General features: G+C 42.0%; 17 protein-coding genes and 2 tRNA genes. 6 read left to right on the forward strand and 13 right to left on the reverse strand.

Translation table 11 applies throughout. The features are described from left to right. Window positions 1-57: 57 nt before the first annotated feature. The 5 genes from EJ103_RS11295 to pspA all read right to left on the reverse strand — a co-directional run bounded on the left by EJ103_RS11295 (window position 58) and on the right by pspA (window position 3923). Window positions 58-1086: a TIGR01620 family protein gene (locus EJ103_RS11295; RefSeq protein ID WP_126007703.1), complete on the reverse strand. Its 1029-nt coding sequence runs from the start codon at window positions 1084-1086 to the stop codon at window positions 58-60. Next, on the reverse strand, window positions 1083-2507 hold the full coding sequence (locus EJ103_RS11300; protein ID WP_126007705.1) for a YcjX family protein: 1425 nt from the start codon (window positions 2505-2507) through the stop codon (window positions 1083-1085). Before EJ103_RS11300 ends, EJ103_RS11295 begins: the two co-directional genes overlap by 4 nt. Before the next feature lie 57 nt (window positions 2508-2564). Next, window positions 2565-2966 carry an envelope stress response membrane protein PspC gene (pspC, locus tag EJ103_RS11305; RefSeq protein ID WP_126007707.1) on the reverse strand — a complete coding sequence of 134 codons (402 nt, stop codon included), beginning with the start codon at window positions 2964-2966 and terminating at the stop codon, window positions 2565-2567. Next, the gene (gene pspB / locus EJ103_RS11310; protein WP_004586907.1) at window positions 2963-3196 is read right to left on the reverse strand and encodes an envelope stress response membrane protein PspB; all 234 of its coding nucleotides are present in this window, start codon (window positions 3194-3196) and stop codon (window positions 2963-2965) included. The genes pspC and pspB overlap by 4 nt, the downstream gene beginning before the upstream one ends. A gap of 67 nt (window positions 3197-3263) precedes the next feature. After that, a complete protein-coding gene (gene pspA / locus EJ103_RS11315; RefSeq protein ID WP_004586906.1) occupies window positions 3264-3923 on the reverse strand; it encodes a phage shock protein PspA in 660 nt (219 codons plus the stop codon). A gap of 186 nt (window positions 3924-4109) precedes the next feature. Here pspA and pspF point away from each other — a divergent pair, with 186 nt between their 5' ends. The 6 genes from pspF to EJ103_RS11345 are packed head-to-tail and all read left to right on the forward strand — an operon-like array spanning window position 4110 to window position 10465. Then, window positions 4110-5174 carry a phage shock protein operon transcriptional activator gene (pspF, locus tag EJ103_RS11320; RefSeq protein ID WP_054983061.1) on the forward strand — a complete coding sequence of 355 codons (1065 nt, stop codon included), beginning with the start codon at window positions 4110-4112 and terminating at the stop codon, window positions 5172-5174. Between the two features lie 15 nt (window positions 5175-5189). After that, entirely contained in the window at window positions 5190-6797 is a 1608-nt protein-coding gene (locus tag EJ103_RS11325; RefSeq protein ID WP_126007708.1) for an ABC transporter substrate-binding protein, read from the forward strand. Then, window positions 6797-7831: an ABC transporter permease subunit gene (locus tag EJ103_RS11330; protein WP_126007710.1), complete on the forward strand. Its 1035-nt coding sequence runs from the start codon at window positions 6797-6799 to the stop codon at window positions 7829-7831. The genes EJ103_RS11325 and EJ103_RS11330 overlap by 1 nt, the downstream gene beginning before the upstream one ends. Beyond that, complete coding sequence (locus EJ103_RS11335) at window positions 7818-8711, forward strand: ABC transporter permease subunit (RefSeq protein ID WP_024033801.1); 894 nt, start codon at window positions 7818-7820, stop codon at window positions 8709-8711. Before EJ103_RS11330 ends, EJ103_RS11335 begins: the two co-directional genes overlap by 14 nt. After that, window positions 8712-9704, forward strand: a complete 993-nt coding sequence (locus tag EJ103_RS11340) for an oligopeptide/dipeptide ABC transporter ATP-binding protein (RefSeq protein ID WP_004586901.1) — start codon at window positions 8712-8714, stop codon at window positions 9702-9704. Then, window positions 9704-10465, forward strand: a complete 762-nt coding sequence (locus tag EJ103_RS11345; RefSeq protein WP_004586900.1) for an ATP-binding cassette domain-containing protein — start codon at window positions 9704-9706, stop codon at window positions 10463-10465. Before EJ103_RS11340 ends, EJ103_RS11345 begins: the two co-directional genes overlap by 1 nt. A gap of 112 nt (window positions 10466-10577) precedes the next feature. On the opposite strand, the gene EJ103_RS11350 is transcribed toward EJ103_RS11345, so the two are convergent. The 8 genes from EJ103_RS11350 to EJ103_RS11385 form a co-directional block, all read right to left on the reverse strand. Beyond that, complete coding sequence (locus EJ103_RS11350; RefSeq protein ID WP_054983058.1) at window positions 10578-12479, reverse strand: SurA N-terminal domain-containing protein; 1902 nt, start codon at window positions 12477-12479, stop codon at window positions 10578-10580. A 172-nt stretch (window positions 12480-12651) separates the two neighbouring features. Next, the gene (locus EJ103_RS11355; protein WP_286247754.1) at window positions 12652-12951 is read right to left on the reverse strand and encodes an HU family DNA-binding protein; all 300 of its coding nucleotides are present in this window, start codon (window positions 12949-12951) and stop codon (window positions 12652-12654) included. A 183-nt stretch (window positions 12952-13134) separates the two neighbouring features. Next, window positions 13135-15495, reverse strand: a complete 2361-nt coding sequence (lon, locus tag EJ103_RS11360) for an endopeptidase La (RefSeq protein WP_004586897.1) — start codon at window positions 15493-15495, stop codon at window positions 13135-13137. Between the two features lie 150 nt (window positions 15496-15645). Further along, complete coding sequence (clpX, locus tag EJ103_RS11365; protein WP_004586896.1) at window positions 15646-16929, reverse strand: ATP-dependent protease ATP-binding subunit ClpX; 1284 nt, start codon at window positions 16927-16929, stop codon at window positions 15646-15648. A 135-nt stretch (window positions 16930-17064) separates the two neighbouring features. Beyond that, complete coding sequence (gene clpP / locus EJ103_RS11370) at window positions 17065-17682, reverse strand: ATP-dependent Clp endopeptidase proteolytic subunit ClpP (RefSeq protein WP_024033798.1); 618 nt, start codon at window positions 17680-17682, stop codon at window positions 17065-17067. 163 nt (window positions 17683-17845) lie between these two features. Then, window positions 17846-19150, reverse strand: coding sequence for a trigger factor (gene tig, locus EJ103_RS11375; RefSeq protein WP_126007712.1), 1305 nt, complete (start codon window positions 19148-19150; stop codon window positions 17846-17848). Window positions 19151-19505: 355 nt separating this feature from the next. Continuing rightward, a tRNA-Pro gene (locus EJ103_RS11380) sits at window positions 19506-19582 on the reverse strand. A gap of 51 nt (window positions 19583-19633) precedes the next feature. Next, window positions 19634-19710: transfer RNA gene (locus EJ103_RS11385), tRNA-Pro, on the reverse strand. Window positions 19711-19715: the final 5 nt, after the last annotated feature.

Consider the following 19715-nt stretch of genomic DNA (forward strand, 5'->3'; position numbering starts at 1 on the left):
CTATTTGTGCAAAAACCGCTCAGCGCGGTTTTGTACACAAATATTGCCACTGCTACTTTAGGACGTTGGCTCGGCCTTTTTACGGCTCATGATTTTGCTGGCAATACTTTGCACTGTGCCTTTTAACAAGCTGCGTTTGTTTTCAAGCCGTGGTAATGGGCGGCTAAGCTCCATTGCTTTGTAACCAATACGTGCTGTAAAAATACCGGCGCTTACACCTTGCGCTGCACGCCCCGAAAGCTTACCTAAAAGCTCAGCACTGAGTGCTGTGGCTGCTAAATCAGATACAAGCTCAGCACTGCCTACAAACATAACTTGTTTTATTAGCATACGGTAGAGCTTAATGCGGCTTGCGTAACCAAAACCAATGCCATAAATTTTACCAATTTGCTCTATTAACTTAGTACCGCGCCAAAGCACCGCCATCATGTCCACCAGCGCAAGGGGGCTTAGGGCAACAAGCAACGCTGACTCTGTCGCAAAGCGGTTTATAAGCTTTTTAGCTTGCGTGTCTTGCGTTATAAGCAAGCTATTTGCGTAAAGGGTCATTATTTCCTTATCGCTATGATGGGTAGCCACTTGGTTTTTAAACGCTTCGAAGTTATCTAGTTGTTGGTGCTTGTTTAGTTTTTCAAGCCAGGGTAATGCGCCGCCTACTTGCTCACTATTTAAGAGTCTGTCGGCTTCTTGGCGGTGTAACTGATTACGCTTTAAACTGCGCAGCATTCTGTATTCGCGCCATAGCATGCGCCCAATTAGCAACACACCGCTTACCACCGCCGTTAAATACACGCCGCCTAAAATGACTGACTGCTGAAACGCAAACACTAACGAATAAGCAAACTCAAGTAGCACTAACACTAAAAAGCTTACAGCAAACACCCCTTTAAGCGTTTGCCATTTAGACTTTTTATATACCGGCTCTAGGTCTATTTCTTCATCAAGTAGTTCATCTTCAGGCTCTTCAATGTATTCACTTTGACCTTGAGTAATTATTTTTGCAGGAGCAAGCGTCGCCTCAACCTGCTCATCAGGTTGGCTATCAATTCGCCTACCTGCTTGAAAAGTTTGCTGTGAGTCGTTCATAATAATTTGTCTCCTAACAAGTACTGCATCACATGATCAAGGCGAATATGCTTAAGTTGCTTATCGGGGTTTGGCATAGGCGCAAACGATAAAAACTCAAAGCCCGGCGCTGGCCACTCATTTTTATTAAGCATGCGCTTTGGTGGCTGTGGGGGTAAATAAGTAAGCCAATCTTGCTCGTTTAATGGTTTACCATAAATACAATCAAGCGTTTGGCCTTTATCGGCCACTTGGCGCGGCTGCGTTGCTGCAATTGACGACATTGCCATGGTTTCTATTTGTACGCCATCAAACTTTAAGTGATTACTTTGCTCATGCACTAGTGAATCAAGTAGTAGTGCTAAGTCTTTATGGTGCTTAGCACTTATATGATCTGACTTATTTGCAGCAAACAGTATTTTATCTATGTTGGGTTTAAATAAACGCTTAAAAAAGCCCGACTCGCCATAATTAAAATGTGCGAGTAATTGGTTTATTACACTACTTTGCTCTTGGAGTGTTTCGTGGCCTTCGTTTAATGCGCTGAGTACATCTACCAACACAATTTGGCGGTCAAAGTGTTTAAAGTGCTCATTATAAAATGGCTTAACCACCTCTTTTACATAGGCGTTAAAGCGCTTAATTAAATGCGCTAAGTTAGAGCCAGGCACTACCTCATCACTTTTTATATGCTGCGCATTTACCGGAAAAAACAACAAAAGCGGCGCACCTTGTAAGTCGCCAGGCATTAGCATGCGCCCAGGTTGTAACATGGCAAGCTTAGTATCTTTTTTAAGCCCTACCAGCATACTTTGATAAAGCGCTGCAATGTGTGCAAGTAAGCCTTCATCTACAGGCGCATTTAAATCAAGCTGTTCAAGCGCGTTTAAAAATTCAGTAGAGGTATTCACACGTGGGTGCTGTAGTAACAGCGGGTATTGTTGCTCGCACCATTGACTATAGCTTTGCTCAAGCATAGGTAAATCAAGTAGCCATTCACCAGGGTAGTCAATAATGTCTAAATACAGCGTAGATTGCGGCGAAAAATGCCCACGTAACCCTGATGCGCTTTGGTATTTAATCGCTAAACGCAGGGTATTAATGCGCTCGGTTGATGCAGGCCATGTAGGCATCCCATCAGTTGGGAGCAAGGCATTAAGTGCACGCGGATAGTCAAACGTAGGGACTTTTAACGCCTCTTGCGGCACCACTTTAGTGGCTATATGGCGGTGCTCTCGCATTACATCAAAAAACGGTAAGTTTTTATCATCGCTTTGTGTTGTAAGGTGCTTAACAAGTGCGGTAATAAACGCGGTTTTACCACTGCCACTTAGGCCGGTTACGGCCAATTTTACGTGTTGATCTAAACTGCGATGAAGGGCTTTTTGGGCTGAACCTTTAATACTTTTAAAGGTTTTTTTGGCAAATGAAGTGCTACTCATAATGGGCTAGCACTTCGTTGATGCTGTTAATCACCGAACAAAGTGCTATTAAATCCTTTAAAGTTTGTTGATTTCACGGCTAACCGTAAACTCGCTTGAAGTAACATGGCGCTCCATATCTTGAAGACGCGTGTCTATTCGCGTTAAACGCTCTTTTAAGTCTTGCAATGCGCGACGCGGTGGCTCGCCTTTTTGCCATACTTTAAATTTAACTTCTAGCGGATCGTCAGTTTTAGTTGAGCTACTAGCATGTATAGTTATGGGGTCTTTTTTATCTAAAATAAACCACGCTGCAATATACGCTACCACAAATAATGGGCCACCCGTTAGCAGTACCGCACTAACAAAAATAATGCGAACTAACCATAACTCCATATTAAAGTAGTCACTTAATCCCGCACATACACCGGCGATTTTGCCGCGCTGTGGGTCTCTTAATAATTCGCGTTTGGCACTCATACTTTGCGTCTCCATTGTGGTGACTCTTGATCGAGTAATGCTTCAAGGGTTTCTACTCTATCAGCCATTTTTTCGGCCTTGTGGGCAAGTTCCAATAACTGGCGATGTTCATGCTCACTTAACCCTTGGCTCACTTGCTTTTTGCTACGGTAGTGCAAAATTAACCACAGTGGCGCAACAAAAATCATGAACAAGATAAATGGTGCAATTAGTATCTCTGGATCAAACATAATCCTCTCCTGACAATCCGTAATCGATGTTTTAAGCAGTGGGGCACTTTAAGTACCCCTTTATAAGTTATTTATCAGCTAGCTTCTTTTTAAGTTCGGCAAGCTCATCATCTATCTTTTCATTTTTTTGTAGGTCGGCAATTTCATCTGCAAGCGACTTTTTACCTAAATCGTAAGACTCTATTTGAGATTCTAGTCCATCAATTTTAGTTTCGTAGCGCTCAAAGCGATTAAGTGCATCTTCTACTTTAGAGCTATCGAGGGCTTTTTTCACTTCAAGGCGCGACTCAGCCGAACGTTGACGTAAAATAATTGCCTTTTGACGTGCTTTAGCATCGGCTAGCTTTTCTTGTAGAGTGGTGACTTCTTGCTGAAGTTTCTCAATATGAGACTCTACATGCTCAAGCTCAGACTCTACTGCTGCGACTGCTTCTGCCGATTTTTGCTTTTCTAGTAATGCTGAACGCGCTAAATCGTCGCGGTCTTTACTTAGTGCAAGCTCTGCTTTGTCTTGCCAATCACTTACTTGTGCTTTTAGTGTGTCTACACGACGTACTAATTCTTTTTTCTCAGCCAGTGTTTTAGCTGAAGTAGAGCGCACCTCTACCAATGTGTCTTCCATCTCTTGGATAATAAGACGAACCATTTTTTCTGGGTCTTCTGCTTTATCTAAAATGGCATTGATATTAGAATTAACAATGTCTGCAAAACGTGAAAAAATTCCCATAACATTTACCTCTGTAATATAAACTTAGTTGGTCTGCTGTAACTAGTATCAATATGCTTGCCAACTTTTTAAAATCTAAAATACACTTTATTTTCATTAAGTTAAACTAAATATACAAATTCCTTTAGTTATCCCTGATTATGAAATACACTAACTGTTAGCAAAAATGACCAAGAGTTAGGAAAAATGAGCCAATATCGCCAACAGGATAATTTACTCGGCCAATCTGATAGCTTTTTAGCTGTACTTGATCAGGTATCGCAGTTAGCTAATTTAGATAAGCCAGTGCTTATTATTGGCGAGCGAGGAACCGGTAAAGAGCTTATAGCCGCCCGTTTACACTTTTTATCAAAGCGTTGGGATCAAAACTACGTAAAGCTTAACTGTGCAGCCCTTAACGAAAACCTCCTCGAAAGCGAATTATTTGGTCATGAAAGCGGTGCTTTTACCGGGGCAAGTAAACGTCATGAAGGTCGCTTTGAGCGCGCTAACAGCGGTACCTTATTTTTAGATGAGCTGGCTAATACATCGGCCATGGTACAAGAAAAGCTTCTGCGCGTTATAGAATATGGTGAATTTGAGCGGGTTGGTGGTAAACACACCGTAAAGGTAGATACTCGTTTAGTGTGTGCCACCAACGAAGATTTACCCCACCTTGCTGAACAGGGCGAATTTAGAAGTGACTTACTTGACCGCTTAGCCTTTGATGTAATTACCCTGCCACCACTGCGCGAACGTCAAGACGATATTATGCTACTCGCTGAGCAATTTGCCATGAATATGGCACGCGATTTAGAGTGGGAGTTATTTAGTGGCTTTACCCGCAGCGCCACCGAAACCCTGCTAAATTACGATTGGCCGGGTAATATACGCGAGCTTAAAAATGTAGTTGAGCGAAGTTTGTATCGTCATGGTAATGAACATATTCCCGTTCACCAGATTATTTTAGACCCATTTGAAAGCCGTTTTAGACCCAAAGCACGCATTAAAGCTCCTATTGCAACACCGCTTGCCCCAGCTGAGCCTACAACACTAGCCACACCTATTAGCGAGCTTAGTAACGAGCTTAGCGCCCCAATTGAATTTCCGTGTAGCTTAAAAGAGCGCTCTAACGAATTTGAAATAAATATGATTAATAAAGCCCTTGAGCATAGCCAATTTAATCAAAAGAAAACTGCAGAAGTACTCGGTTTAACGTATCATCAATTACGTGGTTATCTTAAAAAATACAATTTATTAGAAGATAAATAGTTAGAGGTTATGCGAGTGCATAAAATACTACTTGTTTTACTAGCCAGCACCTTAACAGGCTGCTTTGATAGTAGAGAAGAAATAATAGAAGAGAAAAACCAAGGCCTCGTTTATTGCGCCGAAGCGAACCCTGTGTCGTTTAATCCGCAAGTAACAACCACTGGCTCAACTATTGATATTATTGCTAATCAGTTATTTGACCGTTTAATTAGTATTGACCCCGTTACTGCAGATTTTAAAAGTGAGCTGGCAACCGATTGGAAAATTAGCAACGATGGAAAGTCGGTCACCTTTACGCTGCGTAAAGGCGTAAAATTTCATTCTACCTCGTACTTTACCCCTACTCGCGATTTTAACGCTGATGATGTTATTTTTACCTTTAGCCGATTATTTGACGTTTACAACCCGTACCATTTTGTAGGCGATGCAAACTACCCGTATTTTCAAAGTGTGGGGCTCGATCAGCTTATTCGTAAAATTGTACGCGTGTCTGACTATCAAGTGCGCTTTGAGCTATTTCACCCAGAAAGCAGTTTTTTAACGAACATGGCCACCGACTTTGCCGTGGTGCTGTCGCAAGAATACGCAATGCAATTAAAAGCGCGAGATCAAACTAATTTATTCGATCAGTACCCTATTGGCACAGGCCCCTACATTTATAAAGAGTACCGACGCGATCACTTAGTGCGCTTTTACCGCAACCCCCTTTATTGGAAGCACGATGTTGCCCTTGAACAGCTGGTATACGACATTACGACAAACGGCACTACGCGCATAGCAAAAATGCTCACTAAAGAGTGCGATGTAACCGCACACCCAAGTAGCGCACAACTGAGTATTTTAGCGCAACGAGACGATATAAACGTTGAAAAAGAAACCAATTTAAATATTGGTTATTGGGCCTTTAATACTGAGCGCGCCCCTTTTGATGACATTAGAGTGCGCAGAGCCCTTGCGCATGCAATTGATATAGACAAAATAATGCAAGCCGTTTATTACGGTAATGGTATACGCGCGCAATCTATTTTACCGCCGACTTCGTGGGGCTTTGAACCACAAGAAAACATGCCTATGTTTGACCCAGAGCTGGCTAAAAAACTACTCATAGAAGCGGGGTTACCGAATGGCTTTGATATGACCATTTGGGCAATGCCGGTGAGTCGAATATACAATCCTAATGCCCGCAAAATGGCTGAGCTGATGCAAAGCGATTTACGCAAAATAGGTGTTAATGTAAGTATTGTTGAATACGAGTGGAATACTTTTATTCAGCGTATAGGTGAGCACCGCCACGATAGCGTATTACTCGGCTGGGCTGCCGATACCCCCGATCCAGATAACTTTTTTAGCCCATTGCTAAGCTGTACCGCCACTTTTAGCGGTAAAAACCCAGCCAATTGGTGTAACCCGCAGTTTGACTTATTGCTTACCCAAGCGCTCGACACCACCGATTTAAGCTTACGCAAACAGTATTACGATCAGGTTCAAGCGCTCATTATTGATCAGCTCCCGTTGGTCCCTATTGCTCATGGTATGCGTTTTCAAGCAAATAGTGCCGATGTAGAAGGGATAACCCTTGGCCCATTTGGGGCTATTTCACTCGCAAATGCGAGGAAAAAATAATGATACTTGATTATATATTACGCCGCCTTGGCTTGTTTTTGTTCATGATCTTAATGCTAAGCATATTTACCTTTTCGCTTAGCTACTTGTTCCCAGGGGATCCGCTTAGCAACCTAAGTGGTATTCCTAGCGGTAATTTTTCTCAGCACAGTGAGCTTGAAGATAAATACATGTATGACAGCAACTACGTTATGCAGTATTTAGCATTTTTAGGGCGGATATTTCAAGGTGATTGGGGTGTGTCGTTTGCCTCGGGAGATAACGTTTTTCAGCACATTTTAGATTTAATCCCAGCAACTTTAGAGCTGTGTGTTTATGCGCTTATTGTATCGGTTGTGGTAGGTGTACCAGCAGGAATTTTGGCCTCAGCATATACACGTCTTTGGCCAGATAAATTAATTAGCTCTACCACCATGATTGGTTACTCTATTCCGGTTTTTTGGTTAGCGCTGTTACTTATTATGATTTTTTCGCTCAAGCTGGGCTGGTTTCCTATGTCGGGTAGAATGGGGTTACTATTTGAAATACCGCCTAATACCGGGTTTATATTAATCGATATTATGCTCGCAGGCTTCCCCTATAAAGGTGAAGCATTTATAGATGCACTGCATCACTTAACACTGCCAACCATAGTACTGGCCATGTTTCCTACCACTGTTTTAGTGCGCTTTACCCGCGACTCTATGCTTAAAGTAATGGATCAAAGCTTTATAAAAACAGCCAGGGCAAAAGGCCTTAATCGCCGCCAATTAATCATGCATCATGCGCTGCGCAATGCGCTATTGCCGGTAATAAAACAAATAGGGCTGCAATTTAGTACGCTCATTACGCTTGCAATGATAACCGAAGTTATTTTTTCTTGGCCGGGTATTGGCCGTTGGCTAATCGATAGTATTTACCAACGAGACTACCCTGCTATTCAAGGCGGTTTAATGGCGGTGTCTATGTTTGTTATTATTGCCACTATTGTTGCCGAGCTTACATATACTCTGTTCGACCCAATTTCGCGGAATCAGGCACATGGTAAAGTTTAAATTATTTTCTGAAGAGTCGAATAAATCGCCGCTGGCGCGTTTTTGGCGCAAATTTAAAAACAATCACCCCGCCTTGGTGGGATTATGGATTTTTATGGCGTTTGCGTTATTGGCCGCCAGTGCGCCCTTTTTAGCGCCGTATGGAGTTAACCAGCAACATAGCGATGCTTTACTTATACCGCCATCATGGCGAGAAATGGGCGATGTGCGCTTTATTTTGGGCACCGATGATTTAGGACGCGATGTACTCTCGCGCTTAATGAATGGCGCAACCTACACGTTTGGCTTATCGGTGGTGGCTGCCTTTATTACTACCATTATTGGTGTGCTTGTTGGCACTTTTGCCGGCATTAGCCGCGGCCTTCGTTCAAGCTTTTTAAATCACTTGCTTGATATCACGCTCTCTATTCCGTCTTTGCTATTGGCGATTATTATTATCGCAGTGCTTGGGCCGGGCTTAATGAATACAGTGTGGGCTATTATATTGGCGTTATTACCGCAATTTATTCACTCTATTCGTAATTTAATTGTTGATGAGCTAAGCAAAGACTACATTACCGCTTTTAGGCTTGATGGTGCCTCTAACTGGCATATTTTGTCGCGGGGTATTTTTCCTAATATTTATGAACACATTGTGGTTATTTTTACCACCGCGCTTTCTACTGCTATTTTAGATATTGCCGCCTTAGGCTTTTTAAAACTAGGGGCACAGCCCCCTACTACCGAATGGGGCGCCATACTGGCTGAGAATTTAGGCCTTATATATTTAGCACCTTGGACCGTTGCGCTACCGGGTGTATTATTATTTTTAGCTGTTTTGTCTACCAATTTAGTAGGTGATGGCCTACGAAAAGTGCTTAAAGCACGTAAGGCTGATTAAATGCAATTACTCGACGTTAGAAATTTAACCATAGAGCTGCGTACCTCAGAAACGGTGATTCGCGCTGTAGACAGAGTCAGCTTTAGCCTAAAAGAAGGTGAAGTACATGGCTTGGTGGGTGAGTCGGGCTCAGGTAAAAGCTTAATAGCCAAAGCCATTGTTGGGGTACTTAACGAACGCTGGCATATAACAGCCGATAGAATGCATTGGCGCGGTGTTGATTTAATGCGCTTAACCCCAGAGCAACGCAGAAAAACAGTCAGCCAAGACATTGCGATGATTTACCAAGACCCTAGCCGCTGCCTTGACCCGACCGCTAAAATATTTGACCAAATAGCCGAAACACTGCCTGAAACATCCACTAAAGGCTTTTTTTTAAAGCGCAATAGAGAACGTAAAGACCGCGTAAAAGCACTTATTCATAAAGTGGGTATTAAAAACCACGACGCTGTGCTTGATAGTTACCCGCACGAGCTCTCAGAAGGCGTGTGCCAAAAAGTCATGATTGCCATGGCCATAGCGCGCACTCCTAAGCTACTAATTGCTGATGAGCCGACTACAGCGCTTGAAAGCACCACCCGCGCACAGGTATTTAGGTTGCTAAAAAGCTTAAATCAATTAAAAAACATGTCTATTTTGATGATTTCTCATGAGCTTGAAGAAATAGCCGACTGGTCGCACGGTATTCATGTTTTATATTGTGGGCAAATGGTTGAAGCCGGCCCTACGCAACGTATTTTTCGCCAGCCTCGCCATCCTTACACGCAAGCGTTATTAAAAAGCTTACCCAATTATGAGCAAGGCTTAGCACACAAAGAACCCTTTTATGCACTTAAAGGCACTATCCCTACTTTGCAACATTTACCTATAGGTTGCCGATTAGGCCCACGCTGCCCTCAAGCACAAAAAGAATGTGTAATTACCCCTGCACTTACTAAGCACCATGGGCACAGCTATGCGTGTCATTTTCCGCTTATTAAGGAGATGAAGTAATGCAACCGGTATTAAAAGTACAAGCGCTTTGTAAAACCTTTAACATACGTGCCGGTTTATTTAGCCGCAAAAAATTTGAGGTACTAAAAAATATCTCTTTTTGTGTGGGCAAAGGCGAAACAATCGCAGTAATCGGTGAAACCGGTGCGGGTAAAAGTACACTCGCTAAATTACTCGCAGGGGCCGATAGCGCTGACAGTGGGCAAATTTTATTAGAAAGTAATATTATTGAAGATGATGGTGTGCGCGATGATCAATGTCGACATATCCGCATGATATTCCAAGACTCCGCTGCCTCGCTCAATCCGGGTCTCACCATAGGTGATATGCTAGATGATTGCTTGCAGTATAATACCGATTCAGACCAACTCGCTCGCCAAGAAAAAATAGATGCCACGCTTTCTAAAGTGGGGCTGCTAATCGATCATCAACATTATTACCCTCACATGTTTAGTGTAGGCCAATTGCAGCGTGTAGCGTTGGCGCGGGCGCTCATTTTAGACCCTAAAGTGGTGGTGCTTGATGAAGCGCTATCGGCTTTAGATCCCTCCGTTCGTGCGCAAACAGTTAACTTATTACTTAAGCTGCAAAAAGAAACCGGTTTAACTTATGTACTCATTACGCACCATTTAAGTTTAGTGCGCCATATCAGCGATCAGCTAGTGGTGCTTGAAAAAGGTGAGGTAGTAGAATATGGGCGTACCGAAGAGGTGTTTCAAAATCCGCAATCAAAAGTAACACAGCGCCTCATATGCTGTTAATTCAAAGCTTATATTTATAAGCAATACTGCCTAATCATTTTACTAAGCACATTGAAGTTATAAAAAGGCGCGTTACTTATAAAGTAAACGCGCCTTTTTTAATGTGTCGCGATTATTCTGCTGCTTGCTCTACCACAGGTAGATTTAGCTCAGCTTTAGCCTTTAAAGACTCAATAAACGCTAAATAGTTTTTGTTAGCTTGCGCCATAGTAATGTTTTGCTGTACTTGCGGGTCGATATTTGCGGTTACTTGCGCATCGCTTACCGATTTAAGTGCAACAATTGCCGCATCACCGTTGTTTAAATCAACCACGTCTGTGCTTGGTGCATCATTAGGACGAGGCATTTTAAACGCTTGCGTTACAATAGCAGGCGAAACCGTGTAGCTTTGACGCGTTAAGCTCGCTTCTTCACGTACCGTTAGGTTTTGCTCACTGGCCACATCGCTTAGCGTTTTACCTGCTTGAACTTGTGCAAATAACTCACGTGCTTTTTCTTTAGCAAGTGTTGATGCTTTTTCATTAACTAAACGTGTTTTGATTTGCTCACTCACTTGCGCAAGCGGTTTAGTTGCAGATGGCTCGTATTTATTTACACGTACTACAATAACGTGCTCATCACCTAGCTCAATCACTTCTGAGTTTACTTTATCTTCAAGTAATTCTACTGAGAACAACTGTGAAATTACCGCAGGTGTATTAAGTGGCTCTGGCAATGCATTACGTGCAACAAGTGGCGTGGTTTTAACTTCAACGTCTGCCACTTCTGCTGCATCGTCTAAACGGTCAGAAATCTCAAATGCTAAGGCACCCATTTCTGTTTGCTTTTCGTAAAACGCATCTACTTTTTCAGTTTGCTCAAGCTCTGCACGTAAGTCGGCTTTTACGTCGTCATACGCTTTCACTTGCTCTGGCTGTAAGTCAGTAAGTTTAATGATGTGATAACCAAACTCTGATGCTACAACCTCTGAAATATCACCTTTGCTTTGAAGCGCAAATGCAGCATCTTCAAAAGCTGGGTCCATTACATCGCGTTCAATCCACTCTAGGTCGCCGCCCATTTCGCCACTCACAACATCATCAGATGATGACTCTGCAAGCTGTGCAAAATCAGCACCTTGCTCTAACTGCTCATGTAATGCGTTGGCTTTTTCAAGCGCGGCATCATCATCTTCGCTGTTATCAATTAAAATGTGCGATACACGGCGTTTTTCAGGCTCGATGTATTGTGCTTTATTTTGCTCATAATACGCTTTTACGTCATCTTCTGTTACCGACTCTACGGTGATATCTTGTGCTTTAAGCTCAATGTAATCAACCGATACACGCTCTGGCGATAAAAATTGTGATGCGTTTAGCTCGTAGTAATCAGCAATTTCTTGCTCAGATACGTCTACGTTTGCTTGTAACGCTTCTTTGCTTAACACAAGGTAGTCTATGCTACGCGTTTGCTGCTGCAGGGCTGCAGCGCGTTTAAGCTCGTTTTCAAGTGCAAACTCAGTACCAGCAACCGCAGACACTAATTGGCTGCGTGTCATGTCTTTACGTAAGTATTCACGAAAAGCATCTGGTTGAAAGTTCATTTGACGAATTACTTGTAGGTAACGGTCGTTATTAAATTTTTCACCAATTTGAAAGTACGGTAGTTCTAAAATTGTTTTACGTACGCTGTCGTCGCTTACGCGAAGGCCTAAATCTGCCGCTAATTGTGATTGCAATTCTTGTTGTACTAAGCGGTCAATTACACCTTGACGAATTTGCGCCATGTAATTTGGATCTGCACTGATTTGTGCAAAGTATTCGCCAAATTGTTGCTCTAAACGGCTACGTTCGTTTTGATAAGCACGATTAAATTCGGTTTGGCTAATTTTAATTCCATTTACTTCAGCAACGGGTTGTTCTGGGGTTTGACCTAAGTAACTACCGATCCCTGCTAAGGCAAAAGATAAAATCACCGCGCCTAAAATTATTTTGGCTACAGGACCCTGTGAGCCCTCTCTGATTTTCTCAAGCATTTGTTTATCTCTTATTGATCAAGGTATTTTACCTTGTCATATGTAAAAAAAGCGTATCTTACCAGATACGCTTTTTCACTTGAAGTAACTGGCGGTGAAGTTACTTAATTCATCGATTAGGATAATTAAGTTTATATACACTCGCCATAACTAATCTGTATTTAAACAGTGATTAGTTTACTGCGTCTTTCAGCGCTTTACCGGCTTTGAAAGAAGGAATATTTGCCGCAGCGATTTGGATAGTTTCACCAGTTTGTGGGTTACGGCCTGAACGAGCAGCACGCTCGCGTACTGAGAAAGTACCAAAACCTACAAGTGCAACTGAATCGCCATCTTTAAGCGCTCCAGATACAGACTCGATGAATGAATCTAGTGCACGACCTGCAGCCGCTTTAGAAATGTCAGCGTCAGCTGCGATTTGATCGATTAATTGAGATTTATTCACAATATCATCCTCTTTCATTGTTATTATCAAGAGCGATTGTTTTTTAAACTAACATCACTTTTTTGAAAATTTTAGAGCAAACTTTTAATGCTCACATGATTATATTTTTCTTAAGCCTAGGCCCCATAAGGGCTAGGCTCGAAAACCAGTGCTTAACTTATCATACCGATTAGATTTGAAAAGCCCTTTAAAGCACTTTTTTTGGGTTTTTTATTGGTTTTTCGGTGTTTCGACTGAAAAACTCTCAACAGGATGCACTAAAGCTAACTTTAATACTTCATCAATCCATGTAACTGGGTGAACATCTAAGCCTGCCAGTACGTTATCTGGGATCTCTTTTAAGTCACGTTCGTTAATTTTAGGAATAATGACTGTTTTAATTCCACCACGGTGTGCAGCAAGTAGTTTCTCTTTTAAACCACCAATAGGCAGTACTTCACCGCGCAGTGTTATTTCACCTGTCATTGCTACATCGGCTTTAACGGGGTTACCTGTTAAGCTCGATACTAAACCCGTTACCATTGCTGCACCGGCACTTGGGCCATCTTTAGGGGTCGCGCCCTCAGGTACATGCACATGAATGTCGCGTTTTTCGTAAAAATCGTTATTAATACGGAACGTATCAGCACGATTACGAACTACCGTCATGGCCGCTTGTATTGACTCTTGCATTACATCGCCCAGTGAGCCTGTGTAGCTTAGTTTGCCTTTACCTGGCACAGCCGCACATTCAATGGTCAGTAAATCGCCGCCTACTTCGGTCCACGCTAAGCCTGTTACCTGGCCAATGCGATCGCCGTCTTCAGCTTTACCGTAGTCGTAGCGCTGTACACCTAAAAACTCTTCTAGGTTATCTTGATTGATAGTGACTGTTTTAGTCTCTTTATCAAGTAAGATATTTTTAACGGCTTTACGACATAGTTTAGATACTTCGCGCTCTAAATTACGTACGCCCGCTTCACGCGTGTAGTAACGAATAATGCCAATAATTGCACTGTCTTCTATTACTAGCTCAGAAGGTTTTAAACCATTGCGTTTAACTTGCTTAGTAATTAAGTGCTCTTTTGCAATGTTTAGCTTTTCATCTTCGGTGTAACCCGATAAGCGAATAACTTCCATTCTGTCCAATAATGGACCAGGAATATTAAAGCTGTTTGATGTTGCTACAAACATTACATCCGATAAATCGTAGTCTACTTCTAAGTAGTGATCAGCAAAGTGGCTGTTTTGCTCCGGATCGAGCACCTCTAATAATGCTGATGCCGGGTCGCCGCGCATATCTGATGACATTTTGTCGATTTCATCTAACAAGAATAATGGGTTTTTAACGCCCACTTTTGTCATGTTTTGAATCAGCTTACCTGGCATAGAGCCAATGTAAGTACGACGATGACCACGAATTTCAGCTTCATCACGTACGCCACCTAATGCCATACGAACATATTTACGACCCGTAGAGCGTGCAATAGACTGCCCTAGTGACGTTTTACCTACACCCGGTGGCCCTACTAAACATAAAATAGGCCCTTTAAGCTTATTAGTACGTTGTTGCACCGCGAGGTATTCAATTATGCGTTCTTTAACTTTATCTAAGCCGTGGTGATCGCTATCAAGAATTTTTTGCGCGCCTGCTAAGTCTTTTTTCACTTTCGAGCGTTTTTTCCATGGTACGTTAATTAACGTATCAATGTATGAACGCACTACAGTGGCCTCTGCAGACATTGGCGACATCATTTTAAGCTTATTAAGCTCAGCTGATGCTTTTTCTTTCGCTTCTTCTGGCATACCTGATTCTTCAATACGCTTTTTAAGCGCTTCAAATTCGTCAGGTACATCATCAAGCTCACCAAGTTCTTTTTGAATGGCTTTCATTTGCTCGTTGAGGTAGTACTCGCGCTGAGATTTTTCCATCTGCTTTTTCACGCGGGTACGAATTTTTTTCTCAACCTGCAATAAGTCTATTTCACCTTCCATCAGTGCCATTAAGTATTCTAAGCGCTCTGTAACGCTTGAAATTTCTAACACTTTTTGTTTTTCAGGCACTTTTAATGGCATATGCGCTGCCATTGTATCGGCAAGGCGTGCTGGCTCATCAATACCTGAAACAGAGGTTAATACCTCAGGTGGAATTTTTTTATTAAGTTTTACATAGCCTTCAAACTGGCTAACAGCGCTGCGGATGAAAATATCTTGCTCTTGCTCATCCACTGAATCAGATTCGATGAACTGAGCATTCGCTACAAAAAACTCATCGTTATCTACAAATTCTTCAATTTGTGCGCGCTGCGTACCTTCAACTAAAACTTTAACTGTACCGTCTGGTAACTTTAATAACTGAAGTACAGTAGCAATAGTACCGATACGGTAAATATCGTCTTGCTCAGGTTCGTCTACAGTTGCATCTTTTTGTGCAACCAAGAAAATTTGTTTGTCTTTATCCATTGCCGCTTCGAGGCATTTTATTGATTTTTCACGGCCTACAAAAAGCGGGATCACCATGTGCGGATATACCACAACATCGCGCAGTGCTAACACTGGGATTTCGACTCGATCGGTTCTCTCAAGCGTCATTATAGTTTCTCTTCGCACTTCATTTATTTAAAAGATTACTCAAGTATATGGGGATAATCTAATTAAAGTTCAACAATTTCCCCCAACTCGTTCAAATTAATTATAAAAAAAGGAGCCTAAGGCTCCTTTTTTATACAAATAGCTTAAAAACTACTCTGATGCAGCTTTATCTTGATTATTGTTTTCATAAATCAAGATTGGGTCAGATTCACCTTTAATCACGGTTTCATCTATAACCACTTTGCTTACATCATCCATTGATGGCAGCTCATACATAGTATCAAGGAGTACACCTTCAACTATTGAGCGAAGTCCGCGAGCACCTGTTTTACGCTCCATTGCTTTGTGAGCAATAGCGCTTAGTGCATCATCACGGAACTCTAATTCAACGTCTTCCATACCAAACAATACAGAGAACTGTTTAGTAATGGCGTTTTTAGGTTCACTTAATATTTGTACAAGTGCCGCTTCATCAAGCTCAGTTAATGTAGCAACAACAGGTAAACGACCAATAAACTCAGGAATTAAGCCGTACTTAACTAAATCTTCTGGCTCTACGTCTTTAAATGTTTCGCTTAAAGAGCGGCTCGACGCTGACTCTTTAACGTTAACACCAAAGCCAATTCCGGTATTTTTATGGCTACGCTGTTCGATTACTTTATCTAGGCCTGCAAAGGCACCACCACAGATAAATAAAATCTTAGAGGTATCAACCTGTAAAAACTCTTGCTGCGGGTGCTTACGACCACCTTGTGGTGGTACTGAGGCAACCGTGCCTTCAATTAGTTTAAGCAGCGCTTGTTGTACGCCCTCACCCGACACGTCACGTGTAATAGATGGGTTATCTGATTTACGCGAAATTTTGTCAATTTCATCAATGTAAACAATACCACGTTGCGCTTTTTCTACGTCGTAGTCACATTTTTGTAGCAGTTTTTGAATGATGTTTTCTACATCTTCACCTACATAACCGGCTTCGGTTAGTGTAGTTGCATCTGCCATAGTAAACGGTACATCAAGTAAACGCGCAAGTGTTTCTGCCAGTAATGTTTTACCACTGCCTGTAGGGCCAATAAGCAAAATGTTACTTTTACCTAGTTCTACTTCTTGCTTTGTAGATTGGTTGCGTAGGCGCTTGTAGTGATTGTATACCGCTACAGACAATACTTTTTTAGCATGGTCTTGACCAATTACGTAGTCATCTAAGTGATTACGAATTTCTTTTGGCACAGGTAGTTTATCAGACGAATTATGCTTAGGAGCAATGTCTTTGATTTCTTCCCTGATAATATCGTTACACAGCTCTACACATTCATCACAAATGTATACTGAAGGACCTGCAATTAATTTACGCACTTCGTGTTGGCTTTTGCCACAAAAAGAGCAGTATAACAATTTATTACTTTTGTCGCCGTCTGTAGGAGTGTCAGACATTCAGCTACCTCTTTTATACGTTGGCTGCCAAATAAGGTTGGCAACTATTTCAAATTCGCTTTTAACTATACCAAAATTTACTGGTTTTCGCATAGTAACTCAAAGTGGCAAGCAATTATTTGCTTGCCTACACGCTTACTTGCTTTCGCGATTTGTAAACACTGAGTCAACCAGGCCGTAATCTACAGCTTGTGATGCACTCATAAAGTTATCACGGTCAGTATCGCGTGAAATAACATCTAATGGCTGGCCTGTATGCTCTGCCATTAAGCGGTTAAGTTTGTCTTTAATAGACAGAATTTCTTTTGCGTGTATTTCAAAGTCAGATGCTTGACCTTGGAAACCACCTAACGGTTGGTGAATCATTACACGTGAGTTTGGTAAACAAAAACGCTTACCTTTAGCGCCAGCAGTAAGCAAAAATGCGCCCATGCTTGCCGCTTGGCCAACACAAATAGTACTTACATCTGGTTTGATGAAGTTCATTGTATCGTAAATTGCCATACCAGCGGTTACCGAACCACCTGGTGAATTAATATATAAAAAGATATCTTTTTCAGGGTTCTCTGATTCTAAAAATAGCATTTGCGCTAAAATTAGATTTGCCATGTTGTCTTCAACTTGGCCCGTTAAAAAGATAATTCGCTCTTTTAATAGACGCGAATAAATGTCATACGAGCGCTCACCTTTAGCTGTTTGTTCAACAACCATAGGGACTAATGCATTTAGGGGATCTGTCATACCAGTGTTCATACTTTTTTAATTCCTTATGCGCTTATGCTTTTTCTTACTAAAGGAAGCATAGTTATCATTTTTCGCAAATTATGGGGCACAAACTAAAATGGCCCGGGCACACTGCATAAACAGAGTAACACGAGCCATTTAATCGTTAGCGAGCGCTTAAGTCAATGACTTATTAAGCACCTTGCTGAGGATTCATGATGTCATCAAATGCTTTTTCAACGTCAGACACGTTTGCTTTAGCTAAAATAGCTTCAACAGCTTGCTCTTCCATTGCAACATTACGCATTTGCTGCATAAGTTGATCATTTGCTTTGTAGTATTCTACTACTTCAGTTGGATCTTCGTAAGCAGATGCAACTGTAGCAATTAATGCTTCAACTTTTTCATCATCAACTTTGATATCGTTTGCTTTGATCACTTCACCTAGTAATAGGCCAGTTTTAACGCGAGTTACAGCTTGCTCGTGGAACAATTCAGCTGGAAGCTCAGGCATGTTTTTAGCGTCGCCACCAAAACGTTGAGCTGCTTGCTGACGTAATGCGTCAACTTCTTGATCAATAAGTGCTTTAGGCACTTCGATTTCGTTGTTTTCTAAAAGACCTTTAATCGCTTGGTCTTTCACGTTAGCTTTAACCGCTTGGTCTAGCTCACGTGTCATGTTCTTTTTAACTTCTTCTTTAAGCGCGTCTACGCCGCCTTCGGTAACACCGAACTTAGTTGCAAACTCTTCGCTTAATTCAGGTAGCTCTTGTGCTTCAACTTTTTTCACTGTGATAGTGAATTGAGCCGCTTTACCTTTTAGGTTTTCAGCGTGGTAATCTTCAGGGAAAGTTACATCAGCAACTACTTCTTCGCCTGCTTTTTTACCAACGATGTTGTCTTCAAAACCTGGGATCATACGACCTTGGCCAAGCTCAAGTGGGAAGTCTTCAGCTTTGCCGCCTTCAAACTCTTCACCGTCGATAGTACCTACGAAATCAACTGTTACACGGTCGTTTTCGCCAGCAGCTGCGTCAACATCAGACCAAGAAGCGTGTTGCTTACGAAGTGTTTCTAGCATGTTTGCTAAATCTTCGTCAGTTACTGTTACCGCTGGTTTTTCTACTGCAATTTTGTCTAAACCTTGAACTTCAACTTCAGGGTATACTTCAAACGTTGCAGTAAACTCTAAATCTTTACCTGCTTCAAGTGATTTAGGTGCAAATGATGGTGCGCCAGCAGGGTTAATTTTTTCAGCAACAATTGCTTCAATGTAGTTACGCTGCATTACTTCGCCAGCTACTTCTTGACGAACCGCAGGTCCAAAACGCTTGTTAATTACTGAAACTGGTACTTTACCAGCACGGAAGCCATCGATACGCTGCGTTTTTGACAGTTGTTGTAAGCGTTTTTTTACTTCGGTCTCAACGTTCTCTGCAGGAACGGTGATGGTCAGACGGCGCTCAAGGCCTTGAGTCGTCTCAACAGAAACTTGCATGATTTACCTCAATATTCAATTTTGGCGACTGTTCGCCTTCCTTACAAACAAAGTAATCTTCATGAGTCTTGATAAATTTTAAAGCGATTTTTCACTAAAAAGCATCCGTCACTACCATGAGATCCCATTGCTGCTCTGCCCTTCGGGCACTATGTTAAACAATAGACGCGGCATTATAACCTAATAATTATGATAGTCGAGTGTAGGGGGCAATTATTTGGACTAGTTTAGCTACGATCGAGACCAACTGCGTAAAAAACAGACTAACTGGTACGTTAAAGCGATATTTTAGTAGGAAGTAAATAGAAGTTATTGCTGAGTGATTACTCGTTTACTTTCTTTAAGGTTAAGAAAGTGGTCGGCGATGCAGGATTTGAACCTGCGACCCCTTGGACCCAAACCAAGTGCGCTACCAAACTGCGCTAATCGCCGATAATCGTGTTGAATACTTAAATGTTGAATTTAAGACCACTTATGAGAAAGTGGTCGGCGATGCAGGATTTGAACCTGCGACCCCTTGGACCCAAACCAAGTGCGCTACCAAACTGCGCTAATCGCCGATACT

The organism is Pseudoalteromonas sp. Xi13, assembly GCF_003952205.1.
Classification (GTDB): domain Bacteria; phylum Pseudomonadota; class Gammaproteobacteria; order Enterobacterales; family Alteromonadaceae; genus Pseudoalteromonas; species Pseudoalteromonas atlantica.

What these genes read in the sequence shown, in the direction of transcription:
- EJ103_RS11295 (WP_126007703.1), bottom strand. Translation starts at nt 1,086, where the DNA reads ATGAACGACTCACAGCAAACTTTTCAAGCAGGTAGGCGAATTGATAGC.
- EJ103_RS11300 (WP_126007705.1), bottom strand. Translation starts at nt 2,507, where the DNA reads ATGAGTAGCACTTCATTTGCCAAAAAAACCTTTAAAAGTATTAAAGGT.
- pspC (WP_126007707.1), bottom strand. Translation starts at nt 2,966, where the DNA reads ATGAGTGCCAAACGCGAATTATTAAGAGACCCACAGCGCGGCAAAATC.
- pspB (WP_004586907.1), bottom strand. Translation starts at nt 3,196, where the DNA reads ATGTTTGATCCAGAGATACTAATTGCACCATTTATCTTGTTCATGATT.
- pspA (WP_004586906.1), bottom strand. Translation starts at nt 3,923, where the DNA reads ATGGGAATTTTTTCACGTTTTGCAGACATTGTTAATTCTAATATCAAT.
- pspF (WP_054983061.1), top strand. Translation starts at nt 4,110, where the DNA reads ATGAGCCAATATCGCCAACAGGATAATTTACTCGGCCAATCTGATAGC.
- EJ103_RS11330 (WP_126007710.1), top strand. Translation starts at nt 6,797, where the DNA reads ATGATACTTGATTATATATTACGCCGCCTTGGCTTGTTTTTGTTCATG.
- EJ103_RS11335 (WP_024033801.1), top strand. Translation starts at nt 7,818, where the DNA reads ATGGTAAAGTTTAAATTATTTTCTGAAGAGTCGAATAAATCGCCGCTG.
- EJ103_RS11340 (WP_004586901.1), top strand. Translation starts at nt 8,712, where the DNA reads ATGCAATTACTCGACGTTAGAAATTTAACCATAGAGCTGCGTACCTCA.
- EJ103_RS11345 (WP_004586900.1), top strand. Translation starts at nt 9,704, where the DNA reads ATGCAACCGGTATTAAAAGTACAAGCGCTTTGTAAAACCTTTAACATA.
- EJ103_RS11350 (WP_054983058.1), bottom strand. Translation starts at nt 12,479, where the DNA reads ATGCTTGAGAAAATCAGAGAGGGCTCACAGGGTCCTGTAGCCAAAATA.
- lon (WP_004586897.1), bottom strand. Translation starts at nt 15,495, where the DNA reads ATGACGCTTGAGAGAACCGATCGAGTCGAAATCCCAGTGTTAGCACTG.
- clpX (WP_004586896.1), bottom strand. Translation starts at nt 16,929, where the DNA reads ATGTCTGACACTCCTACAGACGGCGACAAAAGTAATAAATTGTTATAC.
- clpP (WP_024033798.1), bottom strand. Translation starts at nt 17,682, where the DNA reads ATGAACACTGGTATGACAGATCCCCTAAATGCATTAGTCCCTATGGTT.
- tig (WP_126007712.1), bottom strand. Translation starts at nt 19,150, where the DNA reads ATGCAAGTTTCTGTTGAGACGACTCAAGGCCTTGAGCGCCGTCTGACC.